The following is a 23,286-nucleotide window of genomic DNA, read 5'->3' as shown; positions in this document are numbered from 1 at the left end:
CAATCTTCATGAGCTCGGTTTATGTAACAGTGATGTGTGAGCCTCGGTCGAGGCCGTTCTCAACCTGATAAGGACATGCGATGAACACGGCTCTACTCTCGATTCAACAGTACATCCACGCCAAGGACGGTAACCGCCCTCACCTGCTGAACCAGGCCTTTGCGCCAGATGCCGTTCTGGACATGGTGGTGCGCACCGGTTCTATTTCCTTTCCCGGCCACGTTGAAGGCCGGGCGGCCATTGGCGACGTATTGGTCCGGCGCTTTGGCCAGACCTTCGAAAACGTCTACACGTTTTGCCTGGGCGCCCCACCGGCGGCGGACGCCAACGTGTTCCGGTGCAAATGGCTGGTGGCGATGTCCGACAAGAGCAGCGGCGAGGCCCGTGTTGGCTGTGGCTTGTATGACTGGCAATTCAACCCCCAGTCGAGACTGGCCGAGCGCCTGACCATCACCATCGAGCACATGAAAACCCTGCCGGCGAGCGATCTGCCGGCCATCATGGCCTGGGTCTCGAGCCTGGACTATCCATGGTCCAGCCCCGCAGCGGCCATCAGCAACGTGCCGGATCTTGGCGAGTTGCGAGAGGTGATCCAGTACCTGTAGGCGCTGCCAAAGGCCTCGCTTGCCCAAATTCATTTCGTCATCAGATTTTCACACCAGTGCCATAGCGTGGGCGCCGATTGATTCAATCCACTTCAATCGGTGAGCCGCCCACGCGATGCAAAAACTTCTGAAGAACCCAGCTTCCGAATACCCGAACGCCTGGCAACAGGCGCATGACGTGCAGCCCCACGACTCCACCCTTGCTGGTGAGATCAACGTTCGATTTCTATCCCGCGACGATATCCCCTCACTGCTCGAACTCGAGCACAGGAAATGGACAGAGGAACAGCGTGCCGATGCTTCCATGCTGGCCTCACGAATCGCTGCGTTTCCTGCCCTGAGCGTCGGTGCGTTTTGTTCGCGTACCGGTACCGCGCTGGCGTCGTTGTTCATGAAACCTACCCGCCACGATCTCATACGCCAGTGCTCGACCTGGGCAGATTGCGCCAGGAAACAGCACGGTGACGATGCCATCAGAACCGGCACGTTGTTCGGCATCAGCTTGAGCAGTGTCGACTCGAAAGCGGCCAATGCCATTTTCGAATTTTTCTGGCCCTATGCCTTGAAACAGGGATGGTCAGACGTCTACCTGGGCTCCCCCGTTCCGGGCCTGAGGGGCTGGCTGTCGAAGAATCCCGATATCACGGTCGCCCAGTACGTGCGCAGTGAGCGCCAGGGCCTGCCGTTGGACCCACAGTTGCGCTACTACTTCAAAAAAGGCTTTCGCAAGATTGTCGCCATCAAAGACAACTATTTCCCCCACGAGCCTTCGCTGGATGTCGGCGTGTTGATTCTGGGTAAAGTGCCGCTGTCCGGGCTTTCGTTCATATGGAAGCGTGTCCCGTTGCCCTGGTTGCAACGCATGAAAAAACTGTTCTTCGCGTGCCTGTGAACACCGCCCTCGCGCTGGAGCGCCCGGCACCGGCGCTGGCCCGAGATCGAAACTTCCGGCGCCTGCTGGCGTGCGCCGTGGCATCGATGTTGGGTGATCAGTTCACCCTGGTCGCCTTCCCCTTGCTGATCATGGTGGTATCGCCAGACCCGATGGCACTTGGTTGGGCATTCGCCGCACTCGCCCTGCCCCGTGCCCTGTTCCTGTTGACGGGCGGCTCACTGGTTGACCGCTTCGGTGCCCGCTCGATCTGGATGTTTGGCTGCTACGCGAGTGCGCTGGCGTTGTCCGGCCTGGCCTGGGCGGTCTATCACGGTCACGCGAGCTTACCGGTGATCTATGGGGGCGCGGCGCTGTTGGGGTTGTTCAGTGCCCTGACGCTGCCCGCCGGCAGTGCGCTGGTGCCTGGCATCGTCAATGCCCGCGACCTGGAGCGGGCCAACGGGGTTTTCCTGGCACTGCGGCAAGTGACCATCGCCCTCGGTCCGGTGGCCGCCGGAAGCGTCATCGCCAGCGCATTCTTGCCCGCTGGCGCCAGGTCGGCAGCTAACGGTGCGCTGGACGGCTATGTCATCGCATTCGCCCTCGACGCGTTCACCTTCGCCCTGGCGGCGTTCGGGCTACGCGCCTTGCCTGTGCGCCGAGCCCCTGGCCCCGAAGCCGGCGTCATCACGACGACGGCAGAGGGCTTGCGGTATTTCTTTCAGGATCGACGTCTGCGCACGTACCTGACCTACATGGCCGCCATGACATTACTCATGAGCGGGCCGGTGCAGGTCGCCTTGCCGCTGCTGACCCATGAACGCTTCACGCCCGAGGCGACCGCGCTGGGATGGCTGTTCGGCGCGCAGGGGGCTGGCACGCTGCTTGGCATGCTGATGTTTACCGCCCGGCCAAAACTGCGAATGGTCAATCTGGGCATCACCCTGCTCGTCGTGGACGCCGCCATCGCCGTACTGCTGATGCCATTGGGATGGATAGACGCCCTTTGGCAAGGCGTGGCATTGCTGTTTGCTATCGGGGTTTGCGGCGGTTTCGTCCAGGTCATGGCATTCACCTGGCTGCAGCGCTCATTGCCGCCGAGGCTGCTTGGGCGCGGCATGAGCCTGTTCATGCTGGTGTTTTTTGGCCTGGCGCCAGTCTCGGCGGCGATTGCGGGCTGGGTTCTGCAGTTCGTGTCCCTCCAGGCCGTATTCCTTGCCACCGGCGCGCTGCTCCTGGCAGCCGTACTCATTTCTTACTTTGGTTCGGGCCTGAGGAGGCTGTCGGATGTTTAACCCTACCGAGCCTGCGCAATCACGCAGGCAGCACGAACATACCGTCGAGCGTGCCCGGTTACTGGAGTGGGGGCGCCCCGCGCCCTTGCGCTTGCTTGCCAGCACGCTTTGGGAATGGGCGCTGATTCTGTCTGCGGCGGGCCTGGCCATCCAGGCCCAGACAATTTTCGCCTCGGTGCTGGCCGTTGTGTTCATCGCCACCCGGCAGCATGCATTGCTGATCCTGATGCATGAGTTTTCACATCGGCAATTCAGCCGGACTCGTCCCGAGCTTAACGACACATTGGGCGATTTTCTCACGGCGCTGCCCTTCACCATTACCTTGTTCGGTTTTCGTCGCGACCACGCCGCCCATCATCGGCATACCGCCACTGACCACGACCCCAACTGGGTGTCATGCAAGGGACAGGACCGATTCAGGTTCCCCAAATCGGCCATCGGCATGCTTGTGCTGATGTTGAAGCACTGCGTCGGGCTGTTCAGCCTCCACGAATTCAGAACCGCCCTGGTGACGTCAAAAATGGCCTCGCAGTGCCCTCCCGCCACTCAGTACAGGCAATGGATTTTCGCCCTGCTGCTCGCGGCGGTGCTGACCGGGTTCCACTTGTGGCTGGCGGCACTGGTGTACTGGCTTATACCGATGTTCACGGTGTTGATGGCGCTGCTGTATTGGCGCGACGTGGCGGAGCACTTCGCGATGCCTCAGCCCGGCCACGGCGCCTCTCGAACGGTCATTGCATCCTGGTGGGAGCGTCTCTTGATCGCACCCCACGGGGTCGGCTTTCATGCCGAGCATCACCTGTACCCGGCTATCCCGGGTTTTCGCCTGCCCCACGTGCATGCCGCGCTCATGAAGGACGACGTGTATGCCCGAAAAGCGCAGGTCACTCATGGCTATTGCACCGGGCTGATCCGCGAGATAGCTGCCGCCGGCGCCACGCATTCAAGCATGAAGGACTGACCCTTGGACTTTTCCCCACAGCAGGTCATCGACGAGCCTTGCGACGCCGATACTTTCAAGCCTTTCTGGAACGACACGCCGATCAAGACGTACTTGTTCGATGCCTTTTCGGTGCTGCTCCCTGCCGGCGAACAATTCGTGATTTCGGTGGTGGAGAAGTCCGCCGCGCAGCTGCAACAGACCTCGGCGCTTGCTGAGGACTCGCGCCGCTTTGTCGCGGAGGAACGGGCCCACCAGCGCGCCCATAGGCTCTACAACCAGCAGCTGGAAAAGCAGGGCTTTGAGGTCAAGCAGTACGAACTGGGGATCGAAAAGGATCTCCAAGCCCTGCAATCGAAATGGTCACTGAATGCGCAACTGGCCTTGGCTGCGGCGTTCGAACACGTGACGGCGGTGATCTCCGGGGTGGCCCTGCGCAAGCACGGCCTGCTCTCGGCCAACGCATCGTCACAGACGCGCCTGTGGCGATGGCACTGTCAGGAAGAAGTCGCGCATCAGCATGTCACCACGGATCTGCTGCAAGCATTGGGCATTCCCTATTGGCAACGCATTCTTTATTTCCTGGCGGCATCGGCGCTCATGGCGTTCGACGTGCTGCGACATCTGCACGGCTTCGCCCGTCTCGACATCGCCCGCGGTCGCGTCAGCGCCAAAGAGGTGCGCCGGGCAACCGCTAGCCTGCTGTTACGCGATGGCACCAACCTGATGTTGATGGCGCGCGGTTGGGCGGCCTACTTTCTTCCGCTGAAAGCCAACAAGACTAGGGACTGTCAGTGAACTGCAACATCCCCGACTTATTCTGAGCGCAGCGCACTGCGGCGAACGGCTGGTTGTGCATGTCCGCCCGCTCGGAAATGATCCAGGGAGTCCGCCATGAAAATCAGTGTATTGGGAAGTGGTTATGTAGGGTTGGTCCAAGCCGCTGTGTTGGCCGAGGTCGGTCATGACGTGGTGTGCATGGACATCGACGAGCGCAAAGTCGACAACCTGCGCCAGGGCCAGGTGAGTATCTTCGAACCGGGGCTGGCGACGCTGGTGCGCGAAGGGCTCGAGGCCGGGCGGTTGCATTTCACCTGCGATGAGCAGCTTGCCGTGCAGCACGGCCAGGTACTGTTTATCGCCGTGGGCACGCCTTCCAGGGAGGACGGCTCGGCCGATCTGGGCCAAGTCCTGGCCGTCGGCGAAGCTGTCGCCCGCTACCGTGAGCACCCCCTCATCCTGGTGGAGAAGTCCACCGTGCCGGTGGGCACTGGCGATGTCCTGCGGGCGCACATCGACAAATGCCTGCTCAAGGCCGGTCGCCTGCTGCAGTTCGATATCGTCTCCAACCCCGAATTCCTCAAGGAAGGCTCGGCCGTTGCCGATTGTCGGCGCCCGGACCGCATCGTGATCGGCTGCGAGCGCGATGAAGTCCGCGAGACCATGCGCGACCTGTACGCACCGTTCAATCGTAACCACGACCGCGTCCTGTTCATGGATGTGCGCAGTGCCGAGCTGACCAAATACGCGGCCAACGGCATGTTGGCGACCAAGATCAGCTTCATCAACCAGATCGCCGAATTGGCCGAACACCTGGGGGCCGACATCGAATCGGTGCGCCTGGGCATCGGAGCCGACTCGCGCATCGGTTATCACTTCATTTACCCGGGTTGCGGCTACGGTGGTTCGTGTTTCCCCAAGGACATGCGCGCGCTGATCCACACGGCTGAGCAAGCCCACTGCTCCAGCGACCTGCTGCAAGCGGTGGAGTCCATCAACCGCCGGCAGAAACACAAGCTGTTCGAGCGGATCAATGCCTTCTATAAAGGCGACCTGCGCGGCAAAACCTTTGCCCTGTGGGGACTGGCCTTCAAGCCCAACACCGACGACATGCGCGATGCGCCGAGCCGCACGCTCCTGGAGTCGCTGTGGGCCGCCGGTGCCAGCGTCCGCGCTTTTGACCCGGAGGCGATGCAGCAGACCCAACTGCTCTACCCCAATGAGTCGAAGCTCATGCTGATGGGCACGCCGGAATCGGTGCTACCAGGCGCTGATGCGCTGGTCATTTGTACCGAATGGCAGCCGTTCAAGGCGCCGGACTTCGCGCTTATCCAGCAACGGCTCAAGGCCCCGGTGATTTTTGATGGGCGTAATCTGTATGACCCGGAACGCATGGCCGACAAGGGGTTTACCTATTTCCCGATGGGCCGAGGGCAATCGCGCAACCTGCCCATCGCCCCGCAAACCTGGTTCCAAGCCTCGAGAAGTGCGTGAGAACGCCCCTTACCTCAAAATAAATGCACTCAAGCAGCATTAATATGAATTTGTAAGCGAGAGGAACGACCGGCACACTGTGCATCGTTCCTCCCCCAACTGTTGGAACACTTAAAGGGCTTTCAGGGATCTTCCCGTAAGCCCCTTTTTTTGTTCGTTTTTTGGATTTCTGCTGAATGCTTTCTCGCTGGTTCCCCGCTGCGATCAATACCCGTCCTACCGAATGGAGTCGCGCCGCCATCGGCATGGCCCTGGGGACGATGTTCAGTGTCTGGCTCTGTAGCCAGGTCTATGGCCTCGAGGTGGCGCAACATCTGATCGGCCCTCTCGGTGCATCGGCCGTGCTGTTGTTTGCCGTGTCTTCGGGCGCCCTCGCCCAACCCTGGTCGATTTTTGGCGGCTACCTGTGCGCGTCGGTCGTGGCGTTGCTGGTGGCCCACGTGCTGGGGCGCACGCTGGGCAGCGCGTGCCTGGCTGCCGGCATGGCGCTGGTGTTGATGTGCTGGCTGCGTTGCGTGCACCCTCCGGCGGGTGCGGTAGCGGCGACGCTGGTACTGGCAGACCCTTCCATCATTGCCCTGGACTGGCAGGCCGTGGGTGCGGCCATGCTGGCCGGTTCCGGCCTGCTGGTCAGTGCGCTGGCCTACAACAACCTGACACGCGTGCGCTATCCGAAGCGCGCCAGTGAGCCGGCGGGCGTCATACCGGCGGACCATCCTCCCGTGGACCGCCAGGCCATCACCCGCGAAGACCTGAAACAGGCCCTGGCAGAGATGGAAGCGTTCTTTGACGTCACCCCTGAGGATCTTGAGCAATTGATTCACGTCAGCGAGCGAAATGCCAAGCGGCGGAGCATCACGGAGGTGCTTTCGGGTCGCGGCTGATCCTGTGGCTGCTATAAATATGCAGAGAGGACCTGCACGTATCCCGGTTGTGCAAGGCAAATTTGCACTGTTACGATCCTGGCCAGGTACGCGCGACACAATTTATAAAGAACAATAAAAGCAGGGAGTTAGCGATGACTGCTCAGGTTTCATCCCAAGCCACAGGGACCGTCGAGGCGATGGCCTATGAGGTGCTGGTCGAAGTCCGCAACCATATCGGTCACTTGACCCTGAACCGCCCCGCCGGCCTCAATGCCCTGACCTTGGGCATGGTGCGCAGCTTGCAGCAACAACTCGATACCTGGGCCCTCGACCCACAGATTCACGCAGTGGTCCTGCGTGGCGCCGGCGACAAGGCGTTTTGCGCGGGTGGCGATATCCGCTCGCTGTACGACAGCCACAAGCAGGGCGATACCCTGCATGAAGAGTTTTTCGTCGAGGAGTACGCCCTCGACCTGACGATCCATCACTACCGCAAACCGATCCTCGCCCTGCTGGATGGCTTCGTGCTGGGCGGCGGCATGGGGCTGGCCCAAGGCGCCGACCTGCGGGTGGTGACCGAGCGCAGCCGCCTGGGGATGCCGGAAGTCGGCATCGGGTACTTCCCGGACGTGGGTGGCAGTTACTTCCTGTCGCGTATTCCTGGCGAACTGGGGACCTACCTGGGCGTCAGCGGTGTGCAGATCCGCGCGGCTGACGCCTTGTATTGCGGGCTGGCCGACTGGTATCTGGACAGTCGCAAGCTTGAACAGCTCGACGCGCGCCTCGATCGCTTGGAATGGGGTGATACCCCCCTCAAGGACCTGCAAAGCCTGCTGGCGAAACTCGGCGTGCAACAACTGCCCGCCCCGCCCCTGGCCGACCTGCGCCCGGTTATCGATCATTTTTTTGCCCTCCCCGATGTACCGAGCATGGTCGAGCAACTGCGCCAGGTCACGGTCGCCAACAGCCACGATTGGGCCGTGAAAACCGCCGACCTGCTGGACACCCGTTCGCCCCTGGCCATGGCCGTGACCCTGCAAATGCTGCGTCGGGGTCGGCACCTGAGCCTGGAAAACTGTTTTGCCCTGGAGCTGCACCTGGACCGGCAATGGTTCGAACGCGGCGACCTGATCGAAGGCGTGCGCGCCTTGCTGATCGACAAAGACAAGAATCCGCGCTGGAACCCTCCGACCCTGGAGGCGCTGGACGCCCGCCACGTGGCGAGTTTCTTCGACGGCTTCGACGACCACGGGAATTGAATGATGCATGACCTCGAACTGACCGAAGAACAAGTGATGATCCGCGACATGGCCCGGGATTTCGCCCGTGGCGAAATCGCCCCCCACGCCCAGGCCTGGGAAAAGGCCGGCTGGATCGACGACGGCCTGGTGTCGAAAATGGGCGAACTGGGCCTGCTGGGCATGGTGGTGCCGGAGGAATGGGGTGGCACCTATGTCGATTACGTGGCCTATGCCCTGGCGGTGGAAGAGATCTCCGCGGGCGACGGCGCCACTGGGGCGTTGATGAGCATTCACAACTCGGTGGGTTGCGGGCCGGTGCTCAATTTCGGCACCGATGAACAGAAACAGACCTGGCTGGCCGATCTTGCCAGCGGCCAGGCCATTGGCTGCTTCTGCCTGACCGAACCCCAGGCCGGCTCCGAAGCACACAACCTGCGCACCCGCGCCGAACTGCGGGACGGTCAATGGGTGATCAACGGCGCCAAGCAGTTCGTCAGCAACGGCAAACGGGCGAAACTGGCGATTGTCTTCGCAGTGACCGACCCTGAGCTGGGCAAGAAAGGTATTTCGGCGTTCCTGGTGCCGACCGATACGCCGGGCTTCATCGTCGATCGCACTGAACACAAAATGGGTATCCGCGCCTCGGACACCTGTGCTGTCACCTTGAGCAACTGCACCATCCCCGAGGCCAACCTGCTGGGGGCTCGCGGCAAAGGCCTGGCGATCGCCCTCTCCAACCTCGAAGGCGGCCGCATCGGCATTGCCGCGCAGGCCCTGGGCATCGCCCGTGCAGCGTTTGAAGCGGCCCTGGCTTACGCGCGGGACCGGGTGCAATTCGACAAACCGATCATCGAGCACCAGAGCATCGCCAACCTGCTGGCCGACATGCACACCCGCCTGAACGCCACGCGCTTGCTGATCCTGCATGCCGCCCGGTTACGCAGCGCTGGCAAACCGTGCCTGTCCGAAGCCTCCCAGGCCAAGCTGTTCGCCTCGGAAATGGCCGAGAAGGTCTGTTCCTCGGCGATACAGATTCATGGTGGGTATGGGTATCTCGAGGATTACCCGGTGGAGCGCTACTACCGTGATGCGCGGATTACCCAGATCTACGAAGGCTCGAGCGAGATACAGCGGATGGTGATTGCCCGGGAGTTGAAACACTACCTGGTTTGATGGCTGGAAAAGCATCGCGAGCAAGCTCGCTCCCACAGGGTTCAATGGTGTACGCAAATACTGCGTACACCCCAGATCCACTGTGGGAGCGGGCTTGCTCGCGATGGCGTCAGTAAGGACGCCGCCTTACTTGTCCTGAAACTCGGCCGCCCGCTTGGCCACGAATGCCGCCATGCCTTCCTTCTGATCCTGCGTCGCAAAGGCCGCGTGGAATACCCGGCGCTCGAAGCGCACACCTTCGGACAGGCTGACTTCAAAGGCGCGGTTGACGCTTTCCTTGACCATCATGCTGATGGGTACTGACTTGGAAGCGATCAACGCCGCCGTTTTCAGCGCCTCATCCAGCAGCTCATCGGCCGGTACGATACGCGCGACAATGCCGCAACGCTCAGCTTCCACCGCGTCGATAAAGCGTCCGGTCAGGCACATTTCCATGGCCTTGGCCTTGCCCACCGCCCGGGTCAGGCGCTGGGTGCCGCCCATGCCCGGCAGTACGCCGAGGTTGACTTCCGGCTGGCCGAACTTGGCGTTGTCACCGGCCAGGATGAAGTCGCACATCAACGCCAGCTCGCAGCCTCCGCCCAGAGCAAAGCCGTTCACCGCCGCGATGATCGGTTTGCGACGGTTGGCCACGCGGTCGCTGTCGCTGAACAGGTCATCCAGATAAATCTGCGGGTAGGTCAGATCGGCCATTTCCTTGATGTCGGCCCCGGCGGCGAAGGCTTTCTTCGAGCCGGTCAGCACGATGCAGCCAATCTTCGGATCGGCTTCCAGGCTGTCCAGCGCCTGGTTCAACTCGCTGACGATCTGCGCGTTCAAGGCATTCAATGCCTGGGGACGGTTGAGGGTGATCAGGCCGACCCGGTCCTTGATCTCCAATAAAATCGTTTCGTAGCTCATGCAGGACTCCTGTTCAAAGATTGCGCGAAATGACCATGCGCTGAATGTCGCTGGTGCCTTCGTAGATCTGGCAGACCCGCACGTCGCGGTAGATGCGCTCCAGCGGGAAGTCGTTGAGGTAACCGTAGCCACCCAGGGTTTGCAACGCCATGGAGCAGACTTTTTCGGCCATTTCCGAGGCGAACAGCTTGGCCATGGACGCCTCTACCAGCGCAGGCTGGCCGTTGTCCCGCAGCGCGGCGGCGTAATGCACCATTTGCCGGGCCACGGCGATCTGGGTCGCCATGTCCGCCAGGCGAAATGCCACGGCCTGGTGCTCGATGATCGGCTTGCCGAAACTTTCCCGCTCCCGGGCATAGTCCCGGGCAGCCTCGAAGGCGGCGCGAGCCATGCCCACCGATTGTGCGGCGATGCCCACGCGCCCGCCTTCCAGATTCGCCAGGGCAATCTTGTAGCCCTCGCCCTCCTCCCCGAGGCGATTAGCCAGCGGCACCCTCACATCCTCAAAGAGGATCTGACAGGTGTCGGAGGCGTGCTGGCCGAGCTTGTCCTCGACCCGCGCCACGCTATAGCCCGGCGAGTCGGTCGGCACGATGAACGCGCTGATGCCGCGCTTGCCGGCACTTGGATCAGTCACCGCAAACACGATCACCACCCCGGCGTTCTGCCCGGAGGTGATGAACTGCTTGCAACCATTGAGCACGTAATGATCACCCTCCAGCCGCGCCCGGGTCTTGAGGCTGCTGGCGTCCGAACCGGCCTGGGGTTCGGTCAGGGCGAAGGCGCCAAGCATCACGCCGCTGGCCAGGGGCGTGAGGAACTTGGCCTTTTGCTCATCGTTGCCGAACTTGAGGATCGGCACGCAGCCCACCGAATTGTGCACACTCATGATGGTCGAGCACGCCCCGTCGCCGGCGGCGATTTCTTCCAACGCCATGGCATAGGCCAGGTAACCGGTGTCGCAACCGCCCCACTGCTCCGGCACGAGCATGCCGAAAAAGCCCAGTTCGGCCATTTCACCAATGGCTTCCTTGGGAAAGCGGTGCTCACGGTCCCACTCGGCGGCAAACGGTTTCAAGCGCTCCTGGGCGAACTGCCGGGCCACTTCGCTGATTTGGGTCTGTTCTTCAGTCGGGAGCATGGTGATTCCTTAATACAGGCATTCGACGGCCATGGCCGTGGCTTCGCCGCCGCCGATGCAGATGGCCGCTACGCCGCGCTTGAGGCCTTTCTGGCGCAGGGCCGAGAGCAGCGTCACCAGAATTCGCGCCCCGGAGGCACCAATCGGGTGACCGAGTGCACAGGCACCGCCATGAACGTTGACCTTGTCATGGGAAATTTCCAACTTGCTCATGGTCACCAGGCCGACCACGGCGAAGGCTTCGTTGACTTCGAACAAATCAACATCAGCCAGCGACCAACCGGTTTTCTGCATCAGCTTCTGCACCGCTCCGATCGGGGCTGTGGGGAACAAGCTCGGCGTGTCGGCAAACGCCGCATGACCATGAATCACCGCCAACGGCTGCAAGCCGCGCTGCTGCGCCTGACTCCGGCGCATCAGCACCAGGGCGGCGGCGCCATCGGAAATCGAACTGGCATTGGCAGCTGTCACGGTGCCGCCTTCCCGGAACGCCGGCTTGAGGGATGCGATCTTGTCGATCCGCGCCTTCGGTGGCTGCTCGTCGTGGCGAATGGTCACTTGCTCCTTGCCGACCATGACCTGCAACGGCACGATCTCGGCGTCGAAACTGCCGTCCTTGATCGCCTGCTGGGCGCGGGTGGTGGAGGTAATGGCAAAAGCATCCTGGGCTTCGCGGCTGATGCCGTTGGCTTCAGCGCAGTCTTCGGCGAAGGTGCCCATCAGGCGGCCCTTGTCGTAGGCGTCTTCCAAGCCGTCGAGGAACATGTGGTCGAGTACCCTGCCGTGGCCCATGCGGTAACCGCCGCGGGCGCGATCGAGCAGGTACGGCGCGTTGGACATGCTTTCCATGCCGCCGGCCACCACCACCTCGGCACTGCCGGCGATGAGCATGTCGTGGGCGAGGATCGTCGCTTCCATGCCCGAACCGCACATTTTGTTGAGCGTGGTGCAACGGGTCGACTTATCGAGCCCGGCGCCCAGCGCGGCCTGACGTGCCGGAGCCTGGCCCTGGCCGGCGGCGAGTACACAACCGAACAGCACTTCTTCAACCGAATCCGGCGCGATGCCGGCACGTTCCACCGCGGCCTTGATCGCGGCAGCCCCCAGTTGCGGGGCCGTGAGGCTTTTGAGTTCACCCTGGAAACCGCCCATGGGGGTGCGGACAGCGCTGACGATGACAATCGGATCGTTGGACATCATAAATCCTCCTTATTTGGCAGCCATACGCAAGGCACCGTCGAGACGGATCACCTCGCCGTTGAGCATGCTGTTCTCAATGATATGCCTGACCAGCGCCGCGTACTCGGCGGGTTTGCCCAGGCGGGGCGGGAACGGCACGCCGGCGGCCAGGGAGTCACGCACTTCAGGGGTCATGCCGGCCATCATCGGGGTTTCGAAAATGCCCGGGGCGATGGTCATCACGCGGATACCGAAGCGGGCCAGTTCCCGGGCCGCCGGCAGGGTCAGGCTGGCGATGGCGCCTTTGGATGCGGCATAGGCAGCCTGGCCGATCTGGCCGTCGAAGGCTGCCACCGAAGCGGTATTGATGATCACGCCACGTTCGCCGTCGGCATTGGCCTCGGTTTCGGCGATGGCCGCGGCAGCCAGGCGCAGCAGATTGAAGCTGCCGATCAGGTTGACGTTGATCACTTGGCTGAAGCTGGCCAAGGCATGCGGGCCGTTCTTGCCGAGGATTTTCTCGCCGCGCACGATACCGGCGCAGTTCACCAGGCCATTGAGACCACCGAACACCGCCACGGTGGCCTTGACCGCCGCTTCAGCCGCCGCCTCATCGCTGATGTCCGCCACCACGCTCTGGCAGCCGAGCTTTTGCGCCTGGGCGGCCACGGCGTCGGCGTTGAGGTCCACCAGCATCACTTTGGCGCCGGCCTTGACCAGCATCTCGCCGGTGGCCGCACCGAGGCCGGACGCGCCGCCGCTGACGAGGAAAATCTTGTTGTCGATCTGCATCATGGTTTCCTTGGATTCAAGCCGAAACGTTATGCGCCGCAGCCTCTTGGGCTTTAGCGATTTCCTGGTTGCGCAAGATAAAGCGCTGCAATTTGCCGCTGGGGGTTTTCGGCAAGTCGCTGACAAATTCGATTTCACGAGGGTACGCATGAGCCGCCAGGCGCTTGCGTACGTGCAAGCGCAGCTCTTCGGCCAGTTCTGGCGCTGCGCGGTATTGGGCACTGAGCACCACGAAGGCCTTCACCAGCTCGGTACGCTCTGGATCGGGCTTGCCGATCACGGCGGCTTCGACCACGGCCGGGTGTTCGATCAGGGCGCTTTCCACGTCGAACGGGCCGACGCGGTAGCCCGAGGTGGTGATCACGTCGTCGCTGCGGCCGACGAAGCTGATGCTGCCGTCGGGGTTGAACTCAACGGTATCGCCGCTCAAGTAGTAGTTGCCGACGAAGGCTTTGGTCGGCCCACCTTCGTAACCGGCGAACCAGCACATCGGTGATTGGCTGCGGTCGACGGCGAGAATGCCTGGCTGGCCGACGCCCAGTTCCTGGTAGTTATCATCCAATACCACGATCCGGTGGCCCGGCGAGGCGAAACCGGCCGCCCCCAGGTGCACCGGGTGTTCAAGCCCGTGGTGGTTGCACAGCACCATGCCCAGCTCGGTCTGACCGTAATGGTCGTTGATCACCACGTTCAGGTTGTCGGCGAACCAGCGGATTACCTCCGGGTTCAGCGGCTCACCGGCGCTGCTGACGATGCGCAGCTTGCCCTTGATCGAGCGGGCGAACTGCTCGCCCCCAGCGATCAACAAACGATAGGCCGTGGGGGAGCCCGCGAGGTTAGTGATGCTGTATTTATTGATGATCCGACAGGTACTTTCCAGGGTGAATGGGCCATCGTAGAACGTGATGGGATGCCCCATGGCCAGCGGCCCGGTCACGCCAAAGTAGATGCCATAGGCCCAGCCCGGGTCGGCGACGTTCCAAAAGGCGTCTTCCGGGCGCAGGTCCACGGCGTCACGCATGTAGCTCTGGAACGCAACGATGGCCTTGAGCGGCACCGACAGGGCCTTGGCCGGCCCGGTGGTGCCGGAGGTGAACATCAGCAGGAACGGGTCTTCGCCCGTGAGCATGAGCGGTTCGCACTGGCTGGAATGGTTCGCCACTTCAGCCCAGAAACTGTAGTCACCCCGGACGATACCCTGGCCTTTTTCACCACCGACCGTGACGATGGTGGGGCAAGCGGCGACTTCGTTGAGTTTCGGGCGGTTGACGGCGTCGGTGACGACGATGCGGGCGCCGGAGCTGCCGAGGCGGTGCTCAATGGCCTTGGGCCCGAACGCGGTGAACAGCGGCTGATACACCGCTCCGATGCGCCAGGTGGCGAGCACCACGATCAGCAACTCAGCGGTACGCGGCAGCAGGCCGGCCACTTTGTCGCCCTTGCCGACGCCTTGGGCCAGCAGGAAATTGGCGAAGCGCGCGGCGTTGTCCTGCAAGTCACGGTATGTCCAGGTGGCTTCGCTGCCGTCGCGCCCCTCCCAGAACAAGGCAATACGCCCCGGCAACGCGTGCCGGTCGCAACACTCGACACAGGCATTGAGCGCCTCGAGCGAGCCGTGCAGCGCGGCGTTGACGGTGTGCAGGTAATCGAACTGCGACGTGGCGGACGAATGATCGCGCATGACCAGAATCCCTCTGTATTTTTATTGGTTGGGGGGAACCGTAAACAGCAGGGAAATACTCGCGCCGAAGGGCTTTGGCGGCAATGGTCAAAGCCATCAAGTTGCTTGACTGGTTTGGCCATGATCCGGGGAATGTGTTGTCAGTGAGGGCCCTATCGCGAGCAAGCTCGCTTCCACAGGGATTTTTGATGGCTGCTACAGCGGCTGTTTCCAGGCGAATGAATAGACCTTCTCCGGCACCGGGGACTGGCAACGCTGGTTGTCTGCATCAGCCCCCACCAGGAACCACTCGGCCCTCGAGGTAGCGCCGACACGGCGGGCTTTTTGCGGGTCGTAACAGCGTGCCAGGTCCCGCGCGGGCACCAAGGCATAGGCTTGCGGGTGACTGCGCAGCCAGAGGGCGGATTGTTCCAGGGAGTGGCCGTTATAAAAGCCAAAATGCACGATAGGTTGCTGCGCGAAAACCCAATGCCCCTCCCGCCAGCCCACCAGCACCAATTCGGCATTGCCACTGAGCCGTGCCACATCGCGCATCAGGGTTTCGTGGGGGTTGATGCCTTCCCTGTGGGGCTCGATGAAGCCGCGGGCAAACCAGGCACCCAGCCACAGCGCAGTCAATACGCTGAATACCACCTTGCCCCTCGCCCGCCCGAGGAACCCACGGCGCAGCATCCACGGTAGCAGAGGCGCCACCAGCAGAATCAAGGCAGGCAGCGCCGGAAAGATGTACAGCTTGCGTTTGCCACTGCTCAGGCTAAAAAACAACAGCACCAGCAGGACCCAGCCGAGCAGTAGCAACACTCGAGCGTCGTGCTTGAGCAATTGTCTGCGCCAGGCCGGCACCAGCCACGGCAACATGAAAAAGATCGGCAGCCAGTACTTCGGAATCACCTGGACCAGGAAATACCAGAAGGGCTCGCGGTGCTCCCAGGCATTGGCATAGCGTCCGGCCGTCTGCTTCAACAGGATTTCCTCGGCGTACGCCAAACTGTCGGGGCTGCCCTGAGCCACGATCACCAGCAAAGGCACCAGCCATAGCGCGATGGCTGCCAGCGCCACGGCCAGCCCCAACCACCAGCGCCCCGCCTCGCCAGGCATGGACACCACACCGTTCCAACCTTTGCGCACGGCATAGACGTAGGGGATCAGCATCAACACCGGCAGAAAGCCCACGCCCTTGCTGATGATGCCCAAGCCCATCGCTGCGCAGGCCACGTAGTACCAGCGCCACGCCGGACCCAGCAACAAATGCCGGCATAAGCCATAGATCCCCAGAATCGTCCAAAGCGCGAGAAAGCCGTCAATCTGTCCGGTCCGCAAGATGCTGTAGGTCTGGTAGGTCGCGAGAAACAGGAGCGCCGCGATTACCCCGACACGCCGCCCCCACAAGCGTCGCCCCAAGTCATACAAACAGGCCGTGGTAACGGCACTTGCCAGCAGCGCCGGCAAATACAGGGCGACTTTTGGCAAGTGGGTCAACTGTATGAACAGCGCCACCGCCCACATGAACAGTGGCGGCTTGTCGGCGTAAATTTCGCCGGCGCGGTGAGGAATGAACCAGGAGCCGTTCTGCAGCATTTCCAGGGCCACGCCGAGAAAACGCTCCTCATCGACGTTCATCGGTTGGCGCCAGCCGAGACCGGCACCGACCATGAGCAACGTCAACAGCACAAAAGCCAGCAACTCCAGCCGCGAGGAAGACAATCGTATCCGCACCGTCTCAGCCCTTTTTATCCAGTTCGCCGCTTTCCCGCTGGTGATGCTTGGCGATCAACTGCAAGTTGCGCAGGTACACGACGAAACCGAAGGACTGACCGACGATAAAAACCGGGTCCTCGCGGTAGATCGCGTAAGCCAGCAACAACGCGCTGCCGACGATGCTCAGGTACCAGAATCCAACCGGGATCATGCTGCGCTTTTTGTATTCGCTGTAGAGCCATTGCAGGGCAAAACGCCCGGTGAACGCCAGTTGGCCACCGAAGCCAACGGCCAGCCACAAAGATTCTCTGCCCATCTCAGACCTCGGTTTCTTGTGCGTTGACGTCCAGGCGAGTGCGCTTGATCAGCCACCACACCCCGAACAGATCGACAATGCCCACCAGCGCCCGATCGAGGTTTCCGTAGTTGGAAACCCCTGCCCCACGCTCACGGTGGTTCACCGGGTGCACCAGCATTCGGCCGTTGTGCCGGCGGATCAACGCAGGAATGAAGCGGTGCATGTGATCGAAATATGGCAAGCGTAGAAATGCCTCGCGCTCGATCAACTTGATGCCGCAGCCAGTATCGGGCGTCTGGTCCTTCAGCAGGCTGGCGCGCAGTTTGTTGGCAAAGCGCGATGCCCAGCGTTTGCTCGCCGTGTCGCGGCGGTTGACCCGATGCCCCGCCACCAGCTTGACCCCTGCCGGTTGGCCCTCTGAACCGCGCACCAGGTCGAGCATCTTCGGCAAGTCAGCGGGATCGTTCTGACCATCGCCATCCAGGGTTGCTAACCAAGACCCGCGCGCAGCCTCAGCGGCGTGGTAAATCGAGGTGCTCTGGCCCAGGGAGCGAGCATGACTGAGCACCCGCAACTGCCGGTAGCCACGGTCTTGCAAGGTGCGTAACTCGGCGGCGGTGGCGTCGGTGCTGCCGTCGTCGACCACGATGACTTCAAAGGCCTCGTTGGCCAGCGCCGAGCGCACTTCTTCGAGAAGTGGAACAAGGTTGCCTGCCTCGTTTTTGGCCGGAATCAGGACCGACACATAGGGAATTTCGTGCATGATGCTCCAGAAAAAGGCTGGGAAATGAGTGGTCAGACGCTGTAATAGTTGCGATACCAATGGACAAACGCCTGCACACCGACAGGCACCGAAACCTGCGGCCTGAACCCCACGCGGGCCTCCAGTTCACGGGTGTCCGCCCAGGTGTTAACCACATCGCCCGACTGCAACGGCAAGAAGTGTTTGATTGCGCGGATCCCCAGAGCTTCCTCTATGCACTCGATAAATTGCAGGAGCCTCACCGGTGAACCGAATCCGATGTTGTAGACCTTGTTGGGGACTCCGGCCTGATCGGTAGGCGGCAGCGGGAGCAAGCGCACGAGGCCCTCGACAATGTCGTCAATGTAGGTGAAGTCACGCGACATCGCGCCGTCGTTGTAGACGTCGATGGGGCGGCCGTTGAGGATGGCGTCGGTGAATTTGAACGGCGCCATGTCCGGCCGCCCCCAAGGCCCATACACGGTAAAAAACCGCAGGCCGGTGGTGGGAATGCCATAGAGGTGCGAATACGCGTGCGCCATCAGTTCATTGGCGCGCTTGGTCGCGGCATAGAACGACACCGGCTGATCGACCGGGTCAGTGGTGGCATACGGCAGGCGCTCGTTCAGGCCATACACCGAGCTGCTTGAGGCATAGATCAAGTGCGCCGGCCGATGGGCACGACAGGCTTCCAGCACGTTGAGGAAGCCCACCAGATTGCTTTGCGCATAAACATCCGGGTGGTCGATGGAGTAACGCACGCCGGCTTGTGCCGCCAGGTGGACGACTTGGTCAAAGGCGTTGTCGGCAAAGATATCCAGCAGCGCCTGTTTGTCTGCGACATCCAGGCACTGGAACTGAAAATTGTCACAGGTCGCCAGTTGCGAGAGTCGAGCCTGTTTCAACTCAACGCTGTAGTAGCTGTTGAGATTGTCGATGCCGATCACGTGGTGGCCATCTCCACACAGCCGCCTGGCCGTATGAAAGCCGATAAAACCTGCGACACCGGTTACCAGTATTTTCATTCGCCTCGTCCTTGCGGACCTTGCTCAACTACGAGGCAGGAAAACTCATTCAAACTGACATAGCCGCTACCCAAAACGGTCACTTGCATACCTTACTCTGCTTGATGGCCTGGCTTCTCCGGCACCTGCACAGGCTTGTATCAAAAAGAAATGACGGTTTTGTGAGCGTGCCAGTCGCCTGAGCGAAATCCCTGTGGGAGCGGGTTTGCTCGCGAAAGCGGTATGTAAGTCACGGAGATGCTGGATTTGCCGGCCTCTTCGCGAGCAAGCGCGCTCCCACAGGATTCGGCGCGGCCCGACAACAGGTCAGTCGAGGTCGTTGAGAATCAAGCTGCGATAATGCCCCGGGTTGGAGCCGGACCACTTGCGAAACGCCTTGTAGAAGGAGCTGGCGTCGGCGAAACCCAGGCGCGAGGCGATGTCGACGAAACTGATCGAAGGCTCGGCCAGCCAGGTGATCGCCAGTTCCTTGCGCACGCTGTCCTTGAGGCCTTGATAGGTCTGGCCCTCCTCCGCCAGGCGGCGGCGCAGGGTGGACGCGGAAACACACAGCTGCTGGGCCAGGGCCTCGGTTTCCGGCCATTGTTCGGCGGGCAACTGGCGCAGGTCGTGCCGGATGCGGCTGGCGAGGCTTTGCGGGTCGCGGTATTTGACCAGAATGTTGGCCGGCGCCTGGGCCAGGAAGCGCTTGAGTTCTTCAGCGCTGCGCTTGATGGGCAGGTCCAGGAACTCGGCGGCGAAAATCATCCGGGTGCGGGGCCGGTCGAAGCGCAGGTTCTGGGAAAACATCACCCGGTAGTCGTCGCAGAAATCCGGTGCCGGACAGCGTAACTCGACGGAAAGAATCGGAATGCGCCGCCCGGCCAGCCAGCAGGCCACGCCATGGACGATCATCCAGTAGGTAAAATACGTGAACGCGCGACGCGGTTCCTGCTCGTCCTCCAACAGGACAATCTCCGCCAGACTCTGCTGGCGGACCCACTGGGCCGGCAGGTGCTCAAGCATCAGCGAGAGAAACCCCAGCGCCGCCGTCAACCCGCTCGCCAGTGTCGGCTGGGCCATGGCGCATTGGCAGAGAAACGCCAGGCTGCCGGACTTGAGCTTGCGCGGGTCCATGCCGAAGAACTCGTCATCCCGCCGCCGGGCCAGCAACCGCCACAGCCGTGCATAGGCATGGGCCGGCACACGCGCCTGAGCATCGCCGAGCAACGCCGGGTCGATACCGACCTTGCTCAGCACTTCTTCGGTGGCGGCGCCGGGAGCGCAGCTTTGCAGCAGCGCCTCACGCACCAACTGGATGGAGATGGTGTCTTTTTCCGACATGGCGCGGGTGTTCACAGGATCCGGTAAAGCAACCGCTCGATCCGCACCCGGCTGACCCGCTTGAGAAACTTGCCGACTGCTGCGGGGTAGTCCGGCAGGGTCTCCAGGTCCTGGTAACGTTCGATCCGGCGAGTATGCCGATAGATCTGCTCAAGTTCGGCCTGGCGCGGCGCAAGCAACTCGCCCTTGGGGTCGTCCAACAACAGGGCGTTTTCCAGATCCAGGCGAAAGGCCCGCGGATTGAGGTTGTTGCCGGTCAGCAAGGTGTAGCGCTCGTCGACCCACATGCCCTTGAGGTGATAAGTGTTGTCGCCGTCACGCCACAAGTGCAGGTTCAACTGGCCGCTGTCGATGTAGCGCTGGTGCCGTTTGGCGAAGCGCCGCAGGCTGATCTCATAGAGATAGGGCAGCGCGGCGATGATCTTGAACGGCTCGCTCGGCGCCATGTAGAAATCGTTGGCGGTCTTGTCGCCGACGATGATGTCGATCTTCACCCCGCGGGCCAGGGCGCGGTTGATCTCGCGGGTCACGGCCAGGGGCAGGTTGAAGTATGGCGTGCAAATGGTCAGTTGCTGACGGCTGCTGGCGATCAGCTCGCCGATCACTCGGCTCAGCGGGTTGTTCTTGCCCACACCCAGCAGCGGGCTTACCGACAGGCCGCTCTTGTCGACGCTACCGGTGGTGGTGTCATACGTCGCGTACTTGAGGCGGCTGCGCAGGTCACCAATGTCCTTGCGCAGGCTGCGGGTGCTGGGCAGGTTCGGCAGGTCCAGGCGATGCACGGCCTTGGACGCAATCAGACCATGCTGCACCAAGTGCTGCAGCGAGTCGGCCAGAGGCGTGCTCTGCAGCAAGTGATAGCGGTCGTAGCGATACTTGTCGAACTTGTGCAGGTAGACGTTATTCAGGCTCGCGCCGCTGTAGAGCACGCAGTCGTCGATCACGAAGCCTTTCAAGTGCAGCACGCCGAACAGCTCGCGGGTTTGCACCGGTACGCCGTAGATCGGCACTTCGCTGGCATGGGTACGTGTCTGTTCCTGGTACCACGCCGAGTTGCCCGGCTGCTTCTTGGCGCCGATCAACCCACGTTGGGCCCGCAGCCAGTCCACCACCACAACGATGTCCAGTTCGGGACGCGCGGCTTTGGCAGCATGCAGGGCATCGAGAATTTCCTGGCCGGCCTCGTCCTCTTGCAGGTACAGGGCGACGATGTAGATGCGCTGGGTGGCCTGGGCAATTTTCTCCAGCAGGCAACGGCGGAACTCGGCGGCGCCATCGAGGATGGTCACCGCATCGGCGGTCAGTGCAAAGCTGCGCAGTTTGGGCAGCAGGGAGCGTTTGAAGAGCGACGGCATAGGGCTCGCAAAAGGTCGATTCCGAAGAACGGATGAGCTTACACCATGGGATGGGGTGGGGTCTTCCCGTCGTCATGAAAAAAGATTTGACCAAGGAGAACGATCGTTCTACTGTAGGCCGCATGAACGAAATCAATAGCAATGAAACACGAGACATCATTCTCGATGTCGCCGAAAAGTTGATCTATAAAAGTGGCATCGCCGCCACTGGCATGGACCTTCTGGTGAAAACTGCCGGCGTCTCCAGGAAAAGTATCTACCGCTACTTCACCAATAAGGACGATCTGATCCTGGCCGCCCTCAAGCGGCGGGATGAACGTTGGATGCACTGGTTCAGTACCGAGGTCGACAAGGCCCCGACACCGGCAGCACGGTTGCTCAACCTGTTCACCGTGCTCAAGGGGTGGTTCGTCAGCGAAGGTTTTCGTGGCTGTGCGTTCATCAATACCAGCGGCGAAACCGGCGATCCACAGGATCCGGTGCGCCAACTGGCGAAGCTGCATAAACAGAAGTTACTCGATTACGTGACCCGGTTGTGCGTAGAGCAAGGTGTCGAGAAGCCCGACGCGCTGGCCCGGCAACTGCTGATTCTGATCGACGGCGCCATTACCGTGGCGCTGGTCATGGGCGACCACAGCGCTGCGGATCATGCCCAGGACATGCTGGAAACTTTATTAGTAAGCCGTTGATAACACCCGTCCCATTGAACCCTTGTGCAACTTAACCTGGAGATCTGCCATGTCATCCCCTGAAGTTCGCCCGCCCCTGCCGCCTTTCACCCGTGAGTCAGCCATCGAAAAAGTTCGCCTGGCTGAAGACGGCTGGAACTCGCGCGATCCACAAAAAGTGTCCATGGCCTACACCCTCGATACCCAATGGCGCAACCGCGCCGAATTCGCCCATAACCGCGAAGAAGCCAAGGCGTTCCTCACCCGCAAGTGGGCCAAGGAACTCGATTACCGGCTGATCAAGGAACTCTGGGCCTTCACCGGCAATCGCATCGCGGTGCGCTACGCCTACGAATGGCACGACGACTCGGGCAACTGGTTCCGCTCCTATGGCAATGAGAATTGGGAGTTTGACGAGCAAGGCCTGATGTACAACCGCTACGCCTGCATCAACGACATGCCCATCAAGGAAAGCGAGCGCAAATTCCACTGGCCCCTGGGCCGCCGGCCGGATGATCACCCGGGGTTGTCTGAGCTGGGGCTGTAGGCCCGACACACCGCTTTCGCGAGCAAGCCCGCTCCCACAATGGATCTGTGATGAACGCAACCTTTGTGGACACCACCAAACCCTGTGGGAGCGGGCTTGCTCGCGAAGGGGTCGGCACATCCAAGATTGCTGTGACTGACACACCACCTTCGCGAGCAAGCCCGCTCCCACATAACAGGGTTGACCCGCGTGCCCTCAGGCATCACATTGCCTGGAGCCAGTTTCGTGATGTTGCAGACTTTGTGAAGCCCATGACCGCGTCGCCCCCGATCCGTCCCCCCTGCCCGCCCGGCGTCTGCGATTGCGGGCGTGATGCGTTGCTGCAAACGCCTGGCAGCGACCTGCGCATCCTGTGCTTGAACCGCCAGGAAGAAAAGCGCCTGCTTGAACGATTGGAGAACATCCAGAGCCTTGATGAACTCCAGCGTTTGCAGCAACGCCTGTACGAAAACCTGGGGATCCGCCTGACCGTCGAACCCGGCTACAACGAAGTACGAACCATGCGTGGCATTGCCATCGAATTCCAGGATCAACCCGGCCTGTGCCGCAAGATACGTCAATCGATCCCCACCGCCATACGGCGCGGGCTGGAAAAACGCCCTGAAATCGCCTGGCGTTTGCTCGATGCCCACGACCTGTTCCGCGATGCCTGAACGCAATCGGCTCCCT

General features: G+C 61.6%; 23 protein-coding genes. 12 read left to right on the top strand and 11 right to left on the bottom strand.

The features are described from left to right. Positions 1–80 precede the first annotated feature (80 nt). From EPZ47_RS14540 to EPZ47_RS14500, 9 genes are all read left to right on the top strand, one after another. Positions 81–605, top strand: coding sequence for a hypothetical protein (locus tag EPZ47_RS14540; RefSeq protein ID WP_135845423.1), 525 nt, complete (start codon positions 81–83; stop codon positions 603–605). A gap of 115 nt (positions 606–720) precedes the next feature. Then, positions 721–1,497, top strand: a complete 777-nt coding sequence (locus tag EPZ47_RS14535) for a hypothetical protein (protein WP_178084256.1) — start codon at positions 721–723, stop codon at positions 1,495–1,497. Beyond that, the gene (locus EPZ47_RS14530) at positions 1,494–2,774 is read left to right on the top strand and encodes an MFS transporter (protein ID WP_238346734.1); all 1,281 of its coding nucleotides are present in this window, start codon (positions 1,494–1,496) and stop codon (positions 2,772–2,774) included. The genes EPZ47_RS14535 and EPZ47_RS14530 overlap by 4 nt, the downstream gene beginning before the upstream one ends. Beyond that, on the top strand, positions 2,767–3,735 hold the full coding sequence (locus EPZ47_RS14525; RefSeq protein WP_135845421.1) for a fatty acid desaturase family protein: 969 nt from the start codon (positions 2,767–2,769) through the stop codon (positions 3,733–3,735). The genes EPZ47_RS14530 and EPZ47_RS14525 overlap by 8 nt, the downstream gene beginning before the upstream one ends. A gap of 3 nt (positions 3,736–3,738) precedes the next feature. Then, the gene (locus EPZ47_RS14520) at positions 3,739–4,512 is read left to right on the top strand and encodes a metal-dependent hydrolase (protein ID WP_135845420.1); all 774 of its coding nucleotides are present in this window, start codon (positions 3,739–3,741) and stop codon (positions 4,510–4,512) included. Between the two features lie 96 nt (positions 4,513–4,608). Further along, complete coding sequence (locus tag EPZ47_RS14515) at positions 4,609–5,988, top strand: UDP-glucose dehydrogenase family protein (RefSeq protein ID WP_135845419.1); 1,380 nt, start codon at positions 4,609–4,611, stop codon at positions 5,986–5,988. 176 nt (positions 5,989–6,164) lie between these two features. Continuing rightward, positions 6,165–6,872 (top strand): HPP family protein, encoded by a 708-nt coding sequence (locus EPZ47_RS14510; RefSeq protein ID WP_135845418.1) that lies wholly within the window; start codon positions 6,165–6,167, stop codon positions 6,870–6,872. A gap of 134 nt (positions 6,873–7,006) precedes the next feature. Beyond that, on the top strand, positions 7,007–8,113 hold the full coding sequence (locus EPZ47_RS14505) for an enoyl-CoA hydratase/isomerase family protein (RefSeq protein ID WP_135845417.1): 1,107 nt from the start codon (positions 7,007–7,009) through the stop codon (positions 8,111–8,113). Positions 8,114–8,116: 3 nt separating this feature from the next. Beyond that, entirely contained in the window at positions 8,117–9,268 is a 1,152-nt protein-coding gene (locus EPZ47_RS14500; RefSeq protein ID WP_135847990.1) for an acyl-CoA dehydrogenase family protein, read from the top strand. A 126-nt stretch (positions 9,269–9,394) separates the two neighbouring features. Here the strand turns inward: EPZ47_RS14500 and EPZ47_RS14495 are convergent, their stop codons facing one another. The 11 genes from EPZ47_RS14495 to pssA all read right to left on the bottom strand — a co-directional run bounded on the left by EPZ47_RS14495 (position 9,395) and on the right by pssA (position 21,402). After that, positions 9,395–10,168 carry an enoyl-CoA hydratase gene (locus EPZ47_RS14495; protein ID WP_135845416.1) on the bottom strand — a complete coding sequence of 258 codons (774 nt, stop codon included), beginning with the start codon at positions 10,166–10,168 and terminating at the stop codon, positions 9,395–9,397. Positions 10,169–10,181: 13 nt separating this feature from the next. Then, entirely contained in the window at positions 10,182–11,309 is a 1,128-nt protein-coding gene (locus tag EPZ47_RS14490; protein WP_135845415.1) for an acyl-CoA dehydrogenase, read from the bottom strand. 9 nt (positions 11,310–11,318) lie between these two features. Next, a complete protein-coding gene (locus EPZ47_RS14485) occupies positions 11,319–12,506 on the bottom strand; it encodes an acetyl-CoA C-acyltransferase (RefSeq protein WP_135847989.1) in 1,188 nt (395 codons plus the stop codon). Between the two features lie 12 nt (positions 12,507–12,518). Then, positions 12,519–13,280: an SDR family NAD(P)-dependent oxidoreductase gene (locus tag EPZ47_RS14480; RefSeq protein WP_135845414.1), complete on the bottom strand. Its 762-nt coding sequence runs from the start codon at positions 13,278–13,280 to the stop codon at positions 12,519–12,521. Between the two features lie 16 nt (positions 13,281–13,296). Then, positions 13,297–14,961 (bottom strand): AMP-binding protein, encoded by a 1,665-nt coding sequence (locus tag EPZ47_RS14475; protein ID WP_135845413.1) that lies wholly within the window; start codon positions 14,959–14,961, stop codon positions 13,297–13,299. A gap of 195 nt (positions 14,962–15,156) precedes the next feature. Next, the gene (locus tag EPZ47_RS14470; protein WP_238346758.1) at positions 15,157–16,614 is read right to left on the bottom strand and encodes an ArnT family glycosyltransferase; all 1,458 of its coding nucleotides are present in this window, start codon (positions 16,612–16,614) and stop codon (positions 15,157–15,159) included. A 67-nt stretch (positions 16,615–16,681) separates the two neighbouring features. Continuing rightward, positions 16,682–16,975, bottom strand: coding sequence for a lipid-A-disaccharide synthase N-terminal domain-containing protein (locus EPZ47_RS14465; protein WP_135845412.1), 294 nt, complete (start codon positions 16,973–16,975; stop codon positions 16,682–16,684). A gap of 1 nt (position 16,976) precedes the next feature. Further along, a complete protein-coding gene (locus tag EPZ47_RS14460) occupies positions 16,977–17,720 on the bottom strand; it encodes a glycosyltransferase family 2 protein (protein ID WP_135845411.1) in 744 nt (247 codons plus the stop codon). A 32-nt stretch (positions 17,721–17,752) separates the two neighbouring features. Next, positions 17,753–18,724, bottom strand: a complete 972-nt coding sequence (locus tag EPZ47_RS14455) for an NAD-dependent epimerase (protein WP_135845410.1) — start codon at positions 18,722–18,724, stop codon at positions 17,753–17,755. 306 nt (positions 18,725–19,030) lie between these two features. Beyond that, positions 19,031–20,047, bottom strand: coding sequence for an AraC family transcriptional regulator (locus EPZ47_RS14450; protein WP_135845409.1), 1,017 nt, complete (start codon positions 20,045–20,047; stop codon positions 19,031–19,033). Positions 20,048–20,058: 11 nt separating this feature from the next. Continuing rightward, entirely contained in the window at positions 20,059–21,402 is a 1,344-nt protein-coding gene (gene pssA, locus EPZ47_RS14445; RefSeq protein ID WP_135845408.1) for a CDP-diacylglycerol--serine O-phosphatidyltransferase, read from the bottom strand. A 122-nt stretch (positions 21,403–21,524) separates the two neighbouring features. On the opposite strand from pssA, the gene EPZ47_RS14440 reads away from it, so the two are divergent. The 3 genes from EPZ47_RS14440 to EPZ47_RS14430 all read left to right on the top strand — a co-directional run bounded on the left by EPZ47_RS14440 (position 21,525) and on the right by EPZ47_RS14430 (position 23,270). Next, positions 21,525–22,091 carry a TetR/AcrR family transcriptional regulator gene (locus EPZ47_RS14440; RefSeq protein WP_135845407.1) on the top strand — a complete coding sequence of 189 codons (567 nt, stop codon included), beginning with the start codon at positions 21,525–21,527 and terminating at the stop codon, positions 22,089–22,091. 49 nt (positions 22,092–22,140) lie between these two features. Then, positions 22,141–22,617, top strand: coding sequence for a nuclear transport factor 2 family protein (locus EPZ47_RS14435; RefSeq protein WP_135845406.1), 477 nt, complete (start codon positions 22,141–22,143; stop codon positions 22,615–22,617). 251 nt (positions 22,618–22,868) lie between these two features. Next, complete coding sequence (locus tag EPZ47_RS14430; protein WP_135845405.1) at positions 22,869–23,270, top strand: hypothetical protein; 402 nt, start codon at positions 22,869–22,871, stop codon at positions 23,268–23,270. The last annotated feature ends 16 nt before the right edge of the window (positions 23,271–23,286 follow it).

The sequence above is a fragment of the Pseudomonas viciae genome (genome assembly GCF_004786035.1).
In the GTDB taxonomy this organism is placed as follows: domain Bacteria; phylum Pseudomonadota; class Gammaproteobacteria; order Pseudomonadales; family Pseudomonadaceae; genus Aquipseudomonas; species Aquipseudomonas viciae.
The sequence above is the reverse complement of the archived record's forward strand: the minus strand, read 5'-3'. Positions and strand labels throughout refer to the sequence as shown.